Source organism: Micromonospora sp. H61 (genome assembly GCF_018070325.1).
Taxonomy (GTDB): Bacteria; Actinomycetota; Actinomycetes; order Mycobacteriales; family Micromonosporaceae; genus Micromonospora; species Micromonospora salmantinae.
In genome coordinates this window covers 25,239-35,941 of the sequence record NZ_JAGPXY010000067.1, presented here as the reverse complement: position 1 = coordinate 35,941, position 10,703 = coordinate 25,239, and the positions used below count along the sequence as shown (strand labels likewise).

The window sequence follows — 10,703 nt, the reverse complement described above, 5'->3', positions numbered from 1 at the left end:
AGGGGGGTCAGCTGGCGCTGGCGGTGGCTAGCTTGAGGCTGAAGGCCAGGAAGAGGGCGGCCACGGCGGTGGTGCCACCGGCTGCCAGGCGGCGGCGTTGGCGGAACTGGGCGGCCAGGAAGGTGCCCGCGAAGATCAAGGCGGTCAGGTAGAGCGCGCTGGTCACCTGAGCGATCAGCCCGAGCAGCAGGAACGACAGCGCCGGCCAGGCGTAGCCGGGGTCGACGAACTGGATGAAGAACGAGATGAAGAACAGGATCGCCTTCGGGTTCAGCAGGCTGATCACCAGCGCCTTGCGGAACGGGCTGCGCATCGCCGCCGGCTCCGCGGCGTCGATGAGCCGCGGCGTGTTCGGGTCGTTGCGGTCGCGCCAGCGCCGCACGGCGCCGAGCAGCATGGTCACCCCGACATAACCGAGGTACGCGGCACCGGCGTACTTGATCACCATGAACAGCGGCGGGTACGCGTTGAGCAGCGACGCCACCCCGGCGGCGGAGAGGAACATCAGCACCCCGTCGCCGACGAACACGCCACCGGCGGCCCGGTAGCCGACCGCGACGCCCCGCTTGGCCGCGGTCGAGAGCACGAAGAGTGAGTTCGGCCCGGGCAGCAGGATGATGGCCACGGTGCCCAGCACGTACGTCCAGATGTCGGTGATCCCCAGCACGCCCGCCATCATCACGCCACCGGTGCCGTCCGCAGAAGTCTTTCTCGCAGCCTGGCCTGTGCGTTCGGCCACTCGTCGACGGTCATCGCGTACTGCACGGTGTCCCGCCAGGAGCCGTCCGGGCGTTGCCGGTGCATCCGCAGCACCCCCTCCCGGGTCGCGCCGAGCCGTTCGATGGCCGCCTGGGAACGAACGTTGCGGATGTCGGTGTGCCAGGCGACCCGTACCGCGCCCAGGTCGTCGAAGGCCCGGCTGAGCAGCAGCAACTTCGCCTCGGTGTTGATCCCGGTACGCCACCAGGGCCGGCCGAGGAAGGTGTGCCCGATGGCCACCGCCCGCCGCTCCGGGTCGATGTCGTAGTAGGAGGTGCTGCCCACCACCGCCCCGGTCGCCGCGCACCGCTGCACCCAGGCCACCCGCTCGCCCCGGTGCTGGGCGGTCAGGGCGGTGCCGATCACCTCGGCGGTTTCGGCGGGGGCGGTGGGCGGCGCGACGCTGAGGTGCCGCCACACCACGGGGTCCGCGGTGGCGGCGTGCAACTCGTCGGTGTGCGCCAGCTCCAGCGGCTCCAGCCGAACGTGCTCACCGTGCAGCGGCACCGGGTCGTGCCAGGGCGTGCGGGGCGTTCGCAGGTACGCCGGCAGCGGCGCGGTGACCCCGGCGTCCGGCTCGGGTGCCCCGGCGGTGAGTCGCAGTGGCAGCACGCCGGCCCAGTGCGGCAGGTGCAGGTCGGCCTCGTCGTCGCGGACCCCGCCGGTGCGGGCCCGGACGGACACCTCGCGTAGTGGCAGCGCCAGTACGGCGGTCTCGGCCAGCTCGCGATGGCTGGGCGGACGGGTGGCGGTGCTGCGTCCCGCGCCGACCTTCTCGACCAGCGCGGTGAGCATGGCGAGCTTCTCCCGCTCGTCGGTGACCAGTCGGGCGGTGCCGTGGGCGACGACCGAGCGGTAGTTGGCGCTGTGGTGGAACTGGGAACGGGCGTAGACCAGCCCGTCGAGCAGTGTCACCGCGACGCAGACCGGCAACCCGTCGTCGCCCCGGGCGGCGAGCAGCGGCCGGCTGCCGGTGGAGCCGTGCAGGTAGAGCGTGTCGCCGATGCGGACGTGCAGGGTGGGCAGCACTCGTGGCTGGCCGTCGACGATGAAGCTGAGCGCGCAGTCGTACGCCTCGTCGAGCACGGCGTGGGCGGCGGCCTGGTCGTAGCTCATCTTTTCGCGGGAGCGGTGGGGTGTGGTCCGGGCGGTGGGTGGATACATGCGCGCGCCCCTTTGTTCTAGTACAATCTCTTATTTGTGTCAGCACACTATCAGCTCACCGGTACGACAGCCGTCGAGATTTCGGCCAGCATCGAGTCGGGCATCCGTACCGGCGCCCTGTCCCCGGGGGCCGCCCTGCCGCCCGTGCGGGCGCTCGCCGCCGAGTTGGGGGTCAGCCCCGCCACCGTCGCCCGCGCCTACCAGGAGCTACGCCAACGTGGTCTGCTCGCCACCGCCGGTCGGCACGGCACCCGGGTACGCCCCCGCCCGCCGGTGGCCGCCCGCCGCTCCGCGCTGCGCCCCCCACCGTTGCCCGGCGCCCGAGACCTGTCCCGGGGTGAACCCGACCCCCGTCTGCTGCCCCCGCTGGGCCCGCACCTGGCGGCGCTCGCCACCGAGAACGGCCCGTCGGTCGGCTACTCCGATGCCGGAGTGCTGCCCGAACTGGCCGAGATGGCCCGCGCCCGGCTGCGCGTCGACGGCGTACCGGCCGGGGAGTTGACGCTCACCGGCGGTGCGCTGGACGGCATCGAGCGGTTGCTCGGCGCCCACCTGCGCCCCGGCGACGCGGTGGCGGTCGAGGACCCGGGCTGGGCCAACCTGCTCGACCTCGTCGCCGCGCTGGGCCTGCGTCCGATCGGCGTACCGGTGGACGACGAGGGGCCGCTGGTCGCCGGGGTGGCCGCGGCACTCGCCGCCGGAGCGCGGGCGCTGATCGTCACCAGCCGGGCGCAGAATCCGACCGGCGCCGCCGTCTCCGCGGCCCGCGCCGAGGCGCTGCGGACGCTGCTCGCCGGCCGACGGGACCTGCTGTTGATCGAGGACGACCACGCGGCCGAACTGGCCCGCGTACCCCTGCACCCGCTCGCTGGTGCGACAGCGAGTTGGGCCTTCCTCCGCTCGGTGAGCAAGCCCTTCGGCCCGGACCTGCGGATGGCGGTGCTGGTCGGCGACGAGACGACTGTGGCCCGGGTGAGCGGCCGTACCCGGGTCGGCGCCGGCTGGGTCTCCACAGTCCTGCAACGCCTGGTGCTCGCCCTGTGGCGGGACCCGGCGGTCACCGAGTTGGTGCAGCGGGCGGCGCAGAGCTACGAGCAGCGCCGCGACGGGCTGCTCGCCGCGCTGGCCGAGCACGGGCTGACAGCACACGGTCGCAGCGGCATCAACGTCTGGCTGCCGGTCGCGGACGAGACCAGCACGGTGACCGCGCTCCGCGACGCCGGCTGGGCGGTGGCCCCCGGCGCCCTCTACCGGATCGCCGCCCCGCCGGCCCTGCGCATCACCGTCAGCTCCCTGGACCCCGCCGACCTGGCTCCGCTGGCCGCCGCACTGGCCCAAGCCGAAAACCCACCCCCCTCCCAGGGCTTCCCCACCTGACCCCCCGCGCCCCGCCGCGCCCGCGATCTTGCAGTTTGTGTTGGCGAAATGTCGGGTCTGTGCACGTTGGTCGGGGCAGAAAGTGCAAGATCGCGGGGATTCGGGACGGCGGGGACGGGTATGCGGGCGCCCGGAGGTGGGGGACATGGCTTCTGGTGGGGCTCGTAAGGGGATCTGGATAGCGGTGGCGGTGGCGATCATCATCATCGTCATCGTGCTGATCGCGATCGCGTCCGGCGGAGACGGGGGCGGCAACGGGTACTGACGCGTTGCGGCCGGGGTGCCGGGGCGTATCCGGCGGCGAGCATCGAACGGGTATATAACAGTCGGCATGGCCGAAAGTGCTCCGGGCGCCCAGCGGTTCATTCCGCCCGACGCCGACACCATCGACGACCTGCGCACCGCCGCCGGCGGCTGCCAGGGCTGTGAGCTGTACCGGGACGCCTCGCAGACGGTCTTCGGTCGGGGCGACGAGAGCGCCCGCGTGGTGCTCGTCGGCGAGCAGCCCGGCGACATGGAGGACCAGAAGGGGCTGCCCTTCGTCGGCCCGGCCGGACGCCTGCTGCGCCGCGCCGTCGACGACGCCGGGCTGGACCCGGGTCTCCTCTTCCTCACAAATGCCGTAAAGCACTTCCGTTTTGTTCAGCGCGGCAAGCGGCGGATCCACCAGACCCCGGACCAGGTGCACATCACCGCCTGTCGCCCCTGGTTGGTCGCCGAGTTCGCCCGGCTGCGTCCGGAGATCGTGGTGGTGCTCGGCGCGACCGCCGCCAAGGCCCTGCTCGGCCCGTCCTTCCGGGTCACCCGGCAGCGGGGCGAGCTGCTGCCCTGGCCGGAGTCGGCCCAACACCCAGCGGACTTCGAACAGGTGCCGGTGGACAACGCCGGAAAGCGGGCCGACGCGCCGCAGGCTCGGCTGCTGGCCACCATCCACCCGTCCGCCGTCCTGCGGGCCGACGACCAGGACAAGGCGTACGAGGGCCTGGTCGCCGACCTCACCGTCGTCACCCGCGCCCTGCCCGGCTAGCCAACTACCCCGCGCGACCACCAGCACCCCGGCCTCGCTCATCCGGGCACCCTGGGCGTGGGCCGCGCCGGTGGCGACCCCGTTCCGGCGAAACCCACTGCCGCCGGTCGGTGCGGGTGCGCGAGGATGAGGCACCCCTTCCGACAGGAGCGCCGATGGCGACCGACCTGACCGCGCCGCGTACCGCCGCCCGACCCGACGTCGCGTCGATCCAGCGGCGTACCCTGCGGCTGCTCTTCACCACCCAGATCATCGGCGGGATCGGCGTGACCATCGGCATCGCCGTGGGCGCGCTGCTCGCGGCACGGATCGCCGGGACCGCGGTGGCCGGTGTCGCGCAGAGCGCCGGGGTGGTCGGTGCCGCGCTGCTCGCCGTCCCGGTCACCCGGATCATGGCGCGGCACGGCCGCCGGCCGGGCCTGGTGCTGGCGTACACGGTCGGCGCCGTCGGTGGCCTGCTGGTGGTGCTGGCCGCGGCCACCCGCTGGGTGCCGCTGCTCTTCCTCGGCATGCTGCTCTTCGGCGGGGGCACCGCGGCGAACCTGCAGGCCCGCTACACGGCAGTGGACCTCGCCGAGCCGGCCCGCAGGGGGCGGCAGCTCTCCCTGATCGTCTGGGCCACCACCATCGGTGCGGTGGCCGCGCCGAACTTCGCCGCGCTGGCCGACCGCGTCACCACCGGCTGGGGGTTGCCCCCGCTGGCCGGCCCGTTCGCGTTCAGCGCGGCCGCGTTCGTGCTGGCTGCCGTCGTACTCCTCGGGTTGCTCCGGCCCGACCCGCTGCTCACGGCGCGGCGGCTCGCGGCGGCCGACGCACCGGCCGCCGATCTGCCGCCGGCCGCTGACGCGACGGCGACCGCCGTGGCGGCCGAGGCGCCGGCGGCAGGTGGCGGCGCGACGCCGGCCGCCGCGCCGGTCGAGGTGCGCGCGCCGCGCGGCGCCGGGATGCGTGCGGCCTGGTCGGTGGTACGCGGACAGCCCGCCGCCCGACTCGGCATCGCCGCCGTGGCGGTGGGTCACCTGGTGATGGTGGCGGTGATGGCGATGACTCCGGTCCGGCTCGGTGAGTCGCACGCCGACGCCGACGTGTTGCGGCTGGTCGGCATCGTGCTGAGCCTGCACATCGCCGGCATGTACGCGTTCTCCCCGGTGGTCGGTTGGCTCACCGACCGGCTCGGTCGACGGGCGGTGATCCTCGGTGGGGTCGGGCTGCTGCTGGCCGCCTGCGCGGTCGCCGGCACCGCCGGGCACCACACGCCTCGGCTCTCGGTCGGTCTGGTCCTGCTCGGGTTGGGCTGGTCGGGGACGATGGTGGCCGGGTCGACCCTGCTGTCCGAGTCGGTGGCGGCCGAGGTGCGGCCGAGCGTCCAAGGGCTGTCCGATCTGATCATGGGGCTGGCCGGGGCCGGCGCCGCCGTGGTCAGCGGGTTTGTCATGCAGTTCGCCGGATATCCCGTGCTCACCCTGCTCGCGGCGGTCGCGGCGGCGCCCCTGGTGGCGCTAGCGTTGCGCCCGGTGCCGACCGGGGCACCGGACGAGGAGGGCTGATCACTGTGCGGCTGACCGACTTCTGGACGCGGCTGGACGAGGCGTTCGGGCCCGGCTACGCGGCCAGCATCGCCCGCGATCAGGTGCTGTCCCAGCTCGGCGGGCGGACCATCGAGCAGGCCCTGGCATCGGGGGAGCAGACGCACGCGGTGTGGCGGGCGGTTTGTGCCGCGTACCCCGATCGAGTGCCCGCCCGACTACGCTGAGCAGCCTTCTCGCCCATTCCGCGTGTCACTTGTCGAGTCGTACACCTGTTCGGCTACTGTCCACAGCTGGGTGCTCGTCCACAGCTCGCGGCCCGTCGGCTGGTTTTCTGTCGGACCTAGCGCCTAGCGTGTCCGCGTGACGCGAAGCTCAGCAAAGACGCCGGCGAAGGCAGGGGTGGCAAACATGGCAGCAGGGCCTGACCGGGAGAAGGCACTCGACCTTGCTCTCGCTCAGATTGACAAGCAATTCGGCAAGGGCTCGGTGATGCGGCTGGGTGACCGGCCGGTCGTCCAGACCGCAATCATTCCGACCGGCTCCATCGCGCTCGACGTGGCCCTCGGCATTGGCGGCCTGCCCCGTGGCCGGGTGGTCGAGATCTACGGCCCGGAGTCCAGTGGTAAGACCACTGTTGCGCTGCACTCGGTGGCCAGCGCCCAGCGGCTCGGCGGCATCGCCGCCTTCATCGACGCGGAGCACGCGCTCGACCCGGAGTACGCGAAGGCCCTCGGCGTCGACACCGACGCGATGCTGGTCTCGCAACCGGACACCGGCGAGCAGGCGCTGGAGATCGCGGACATGCTGATCCGCTCCGGCGCGATCGACATCATCGTGATCGACTCGGTGGCGGCCCTGGTGCCGCGCGCCGAGATCGAGGGCGAGATGGGCGACAGCCACGTGGGCCTCCAGGCCCGGCTGATGAGCCAGGCGCTCCGGAAGATCACCGGTGTGCTCAGCAACACCGGCACCACGGCGATCTTCATCAACCAGCTGCGGGAAAAGATCGGCGTCATGTTCGGCAGCCCGGAGACCACCACCGGTGGTCGGGCGCTGAAGTTCTACGCCTCGGTCCGGCTCGACGTGCGACGCATCGAGAGCCTCAAGGACGGCACCGACGTGGTCGGTAACCGCACCCGGGTCAAGGTCGTGAAGAACAAGGTCGCCGCGCCGTTCAAGCAGGCCGAGTTCGACATCATGTATGGCAAGGGCATCTCGCGTGAGGGCTCGCTGATCGACGTCGGCGTGGAGCAGGCGATCATCCGCAAGTCCGGAGCGTGGTACACGTACGACGGCGACCAGCTCGGCCAGGGCAAGGAGAAGGCCCGGGAGTTCCTGAAGGAAAACCCGGACGTGGCCGCCGAGATCGAGAAGAAGATCCTGGAGAAGCTCGGCGTCGGGGTCGGCGCGGGTGACGCCGCCGGTGGCCCGGAGCTGCCGCCGGTCGACTTCTGATCGGTCGCTGACCCATGGCAGGACGACGCGCTCGTACGGGGCGGGGCTGGGATGCCAGTCCGCCTCGTACGGGCGACGCCACCGATGCGCCCCGCCCTCGGCGAGGCCGCCGGGGTCGGTCCGAGGAGGCCGACGCCGTCGAGTCTCCGGCCCCTCCGCGCGACGAGTCGGAGGTGGCCCGCGAGATCTGCCTGCGCCAGCTTGCCGTCCGGCCCCGTACCCGGGCCGAGCTGGCCGGGGCGTTGGCCAAGCGGGGCATCTCCGAGGAGGTCTCGGCCGAGGTGCTCGACCGGTATGACGAGGTCGGCATCATCGACGACGCAGCGTTCGCCAGGGCCTGGGTGTCCAGCCGGCACGCCGGGCGCGGCCTCGCTCGCCGGGCACTCGCCAACGAGCTGCGCCGCAAGGGCGTGGACGGCGAGGTGGCCACCGAGGCGCTGGGTGAGCTGGACGAGGAGACCGAAGCGGACACCGCCCGTGGCCTGGTGGAGCGCAAGCTGCGCACCGCTCGAGGCGAGCCGGACGCGGTCTTCCGCCGGCTGGTGGGCATGCTGGCCCGCAAGGGCTACCCGCCTGGTGTGGCCATCCGGGCGGTGAAGGACGCGCTAGCCGCGCAGAGCGCCGAGGCGGCCGAGTTCGCCGAGCAGATCGACGCCGACGCGCTCGCCGACGCCGAGGGCGAGTTGGAGCGCGACAACCGTCTGGTCGAGTGAGCGACGTGCGATGAGCGGTCCGGGCGGGGTGACCACCGCCCGCCGAGCGTGCTGGACGACCGGACTCCTGGTAGATCAACGTGGGTCGAAGGAGAAGACCGCGCCGATCTTGCAGTTTCGGTCGTCGAGATAGGCGGAATGCCCCCTTGTGTCGGGACAGAAAGCGCAAGATCGCGGAGTAGGGGCGGTTGATCATGTAGTTGTGGTGCCCGGTTTGGCCGTTTTGCAGGCGCTTTATCGCCCACCACAACTCCATGATCGGCGAGGCTGTGCCGGTCGCCGAACAGTCGTCCTCCCTAACGCGACGGCGTCGACTTCCGGGATGTAGCACGATCTTGGCGTGGCGAGCCCGACGAGGGGCCGGGTGCGGGCGGAGGGTCGCTGGTGTCACAAAGTCGGCTGAACGCCGGGGTGCCGCAGTCTCTGAACAGGCACGACATCCGTATCGGAGCCGTCGGCTCGCCGCGTTTGTCCTTCCGTGTCCGACACGACATCAGCTTTGAGTGACGCGGCAACTTCTCTCCGTTCGGGGGGTTTGATCATGAGTCCTTGACCAGAGCACCCCCGGCGACCTAGCCTCGCCATACAGGCTCACATTGCCCGACCAGCGCAGGCTAAGCGCACAACATAGATCGCGTAACAGAACAGCATCACTTTGGCCGACTCCGCGGCCTTTGGCGGCAGTTCCGGACAGGCCGGTCCGGAACGCTGCGACAACTGCACCCGGTCGCCGACGCTGCCCACGGGCACCGCCGGCGGAGAAAGCTACCCACGGCCAGCCGCTCCGGTCGGGCGTCCACAGCCGCAGGAGTGTGCCCCCGGCACGGTCGCTGCGGTCTCGACGTTAGGGGAGGCGGCCATGGCGGGGCGGCGGCACAGGTTCATCGGTAGACCCGACGGGGTCCCGGCATGAACGCGTTCGACGTCGTGCTCCTCGCGGCCGTCCTCGTCCTCGCGGTGGTGGTGATCGGGGCCGTGCTGGTCGGCATCCGGACACTGCGCCGGATGGGCGCCGCACCGGCTCCGGAGGATCCCGCCTTCATCGCCGAGAAGGACCGCCAGGAGCAGTCCCTGGCCGCGCTGCGGACCGCGGCCGACGAGGCGAACAGCACGATCGACGTGGCGAAGTCAGCGGCCGCAGCGGCCCGTACCGAGGCGGCGGCGGCGAAGGCCGAGGCGAAGGCGGCCCGCGCCGAGGCGCGGCGGGTCCTCGACGACGCCCGGGCCGAGGCGGACACCGTTCTGGAGCGCGCCCACAAGCAGGCCGAGGCGGACGCCGAGCAGTTGCGGACGGCAGCCCGGCGCAGCGGCGAACGGGAGGTCGCGGTGCTCGCCGCCACCACCCGGGAGCAGGCCGCCGAGGTGGAACGTCGGGCAGCCCGGATGGACGAGCGGGAGCGGATGCACACCGAGGAGGTCGAGCGGTTCGCCGAGCGGGAGCGGCAGCTCACCGCCGCGAAGGCCGCCCTCGCCGCCCGGGAGGCCGCGCTCGCCCAGCGCGAGGCCGAGCTGACCGAGTCGGAGGAGCTGCGCCGCCGGGAGCTGGAGCGGGTCGCCGGGCTCACCGCCGACTCCGCGCGAATGGAGCTGGTCGACGCCATCGAGACGCAGGCCAAGCGGGAAGCGGCGTTGCTCGTGCGGGACATCGAGTCCGACGCCCGCAACACCGCCGAGCAGCGCGCTCGACACATAGTGGTGGACGCGATCCAGCGGGTCGCCAGCGAGCAGACCGCGGAGAGCGTGGTCAGCGTCCTGCACCTCCCCGGTGACGAGATGAAGGGGCGGATCATCGGCCGGGAAGGGCGCAACATCCGCGCCTTCGAGTCGGTGACCGGCGTCAACCTGATCATCGACGACACCCCCGAAGCGGTGCTGCTCTCCTGCTTCGACCCGGTCCGTCGCGAGGTGGGCCGGGTGACCCTGGAGAAGCTGGTCCTGGACGGGCGCATCCACCCGCACCGGATCGAGGAGGTCTACGACCTGGCCCGGCAGGAGGTGGAGCAGCTCTGCCTCCGCGCCGCCGAGGACGCCCTGGTCGAGGTCGGCATCACCGAGATCCACCCGGAGCTGGTGACCCTGCTCGGCCGGCTGCGCTACCGCACCTCGTACGGGCAGAACGTGCTCAAGCACCTGGTCGAGACCGCCCACATTGCCGGCATCATGGCCGCCGAGCTGCGGTTGGACGTGCCCATCATCAAACGGTCGGCGTTCCTGCACGACATCGGCAAGGCGCTCACCCACGAGGTGGAGGGCAGCCACGCCATCATCGGCGCGGACCTGGCTCGCAAGTACGGCGAGCACGAGGACGTGGTGCACGCCATCGAGGCGCACCACAACGAGGTGCCCCCGCAGACCATCGAGGCCGTGCTCACCCAGGCTTCCGACGCCTGCTCCGGTGGTCGGCCGGGCGCGCGTCGGGAGAGCCTGGAGGCGTACGTCAAGCGGCTGGAGCGGATCGAGGAGATCGCGGCCAGCAAGCTCGGCGTGGACAAGGTCTTCGCCATGCAGGCCGGCCGTGAGATCCGGGTGATGGTCAAGCCGGACGACGTCGACGACATCGGGGCGGCAGTGCTGGCCCGCGACGTGGCCAAGCAGATCGAGGAGGAGCTGACCTACCCGGGTCAGATCCGGGTCACAGTGGTCCGCGAATCCCGGGTCACCGAGATCGCCCGCTAGCTT

9 protein-coding genes are annotated in these 10,703 nt (G+C 72.0%); 7 read left to right on the top strand and 2 right to left on the bottom strand.

Going from position 1 to position 10,703, the window contains the following annotated elements:
- Positions 1-7: 7 nt before the first annotated feature.
- Positions 8-679: a leucine efflux protein LeuE gene (leuE, locus tag KBX08_RS26145; protein ID WP_210786009.1), complete on the bottom strand. Its 672-nt coding sequence runs from the start codon at positions 677-679 to the stop codon at positions 8-10.
- Positions 679-1,923 carry a bifunctional pyridoxamine 5'-phosphate oxidase family protein/GNAT family N-acetyltransferase gene (locus KBX08_RS26140; RefSeq protein WP_210786008.1) on the bottom strand — a complete coding sequence of 415 codons (1,245 nt, stop codon included), beginning with the start codon at positions 1,921-1,923 and terminating at the stop codon, positions 679-681. The genes leuE and KBX08_RS26140 overlap by 1 nt, the downstream gene beginning before the upstream one ends.
- Positions 1,924-1,959: 36 nt before the next feature.
- Between KBX08_RS26140 and KBX08_RS26135 the strand changes: the two genes are divergently transcribed.
- From KBX08_RS26135 to rny, 7 genes are all read left to right on the top strand, one after another.
- The gene (locus KBX08_RS26135) at positions 1,960-3,300 is read left to right on the top strand and encodes an aminotransferase class I/II-fold pyridoxal phosphate-dependent enzyme (protein WP_210786007.1); all 1,341 of its coding nucleotides are present in this window, start codon (positions 1,960-1,962) and stop codon (positions 3,298-3,300) included.
- 331 nt (positions 3,301-3,631) lie between these two features.
- Positions 3,632-4,327, top strand: coding sequence for a UdgX family uracil-DNA binding protein (locus KBX08_RS26130; protein ID WP_210786006.1), 696 nt, complete (start codon positions 3,632-3,634; stop codon positions 4,325-4,327).
- 155 nt (positions 4,328-4,482) lie between these two features.
- Complete coding sequence (locus KBX08_RS26125) at positions 4,483-5,874, top strand: MFS transporter (protein WP_210786005.1); 1,392 nt, start codon at positions 4,483-4,485, stop codon at positions 5,872-5,874.
- Positions 5,875-5,879: 5 nt separating this feature from the next.
- The gene (locus tag KBX08_RS26120) at positions 5,880-6,080 is read left to right on the top strand and encodes a DUF3046 domain-containing protein (RefSeq protein WP_210786004.1); all 201 of its coding nucleotides are present in this window, start codon (positions 5,880-5,882) and stop codon (positions 6,078-6,080) included.
- A gap of 184 nt (positions 6,081-6,264) precedes the next feature.
- Entirely contained in the window at positions 6,265-7,311 is a 1,047-nt protein-coding gene (recA, locus tag KBX08_RS26115; RefSeq protein ID WP_053656326.1) for a recombinase RecA, read from the top strand.
- A gap of 14 nt (positions 7,312-7,325) precedes the next feature.
- Positions 7,326-8,024, top strand: coding sequence for a regulatory protein RecX (locus KBX08_RS26110; RefSeq protein ID WP_210786003.1), 699 nt, complete (start codon positions 7,326-7,328; stop codon positions 8,022-8,024).
- 909 nt (positions 8,025-8,933) lie between these two features.
- Positions 8,934-10,700 carry a ribonuclease Y gene (rny, locus tag KBX08_RS26105; RefSeq protein WP_210786002.1) on the top strand — a complete coding sequence of 589 codons (1,767 nt, stop codon included), beginning with the start codon at positions 8,934-8,936 and terminating at the stop codon, positions 10,698-10,700.
- Positions 10,701-10,703: the final 3 nt, after the last annotated feature.

Coding starts and splice junctions, on each gene's coding strand:
- leuE (WP_210786009.1), bottom strand. CDS start 679: ATGATGGCGGGCGTGCTGGGGATCACCGACATCTGGACGTACGTGCTG.
- KBX08_RS26110 (WP_210786003.1), top strand. CDS start 7,326: ATGGCAGGACGACGCGCTCGTACGGGGCGGGGCTGGGATGCCAGTCCG.
- KBX08_RS26125 (WP_210786005.1), top strand. CDS start 4,483: ATGGCGACCGACCTGACCGCGCCGCGTACCGCCGCCCGACCCGACGTC.
- rny (WP_210786002.1), top strand. CDS start 8,934: ATGAACGCGTTCGACGTCGTGCTCCTCGCGGCCGTCCTCGTCCTCGCG.
- KBX08_RS26140 (WP_210786008.1), bottom strand. CDS start 1,923: ATGTATCCACCCACCGCCCGGACCACACCCCACCGCTCCCGCGAAAAG.
- KBX08_RS26130 (WP_210786006.1), top strand. CDS start 3,632: ATGGCCGAAAGTGCTCCGGGCGCCCAGCGGTTCATTCCGCCCGACGCC.
- recA (WP_053656326.1), top strand. CDS start 6,265: ATGGCAGCAGGGCCTGACCGGGAGAAGGCACTCGACCTTGCTCTCGCT.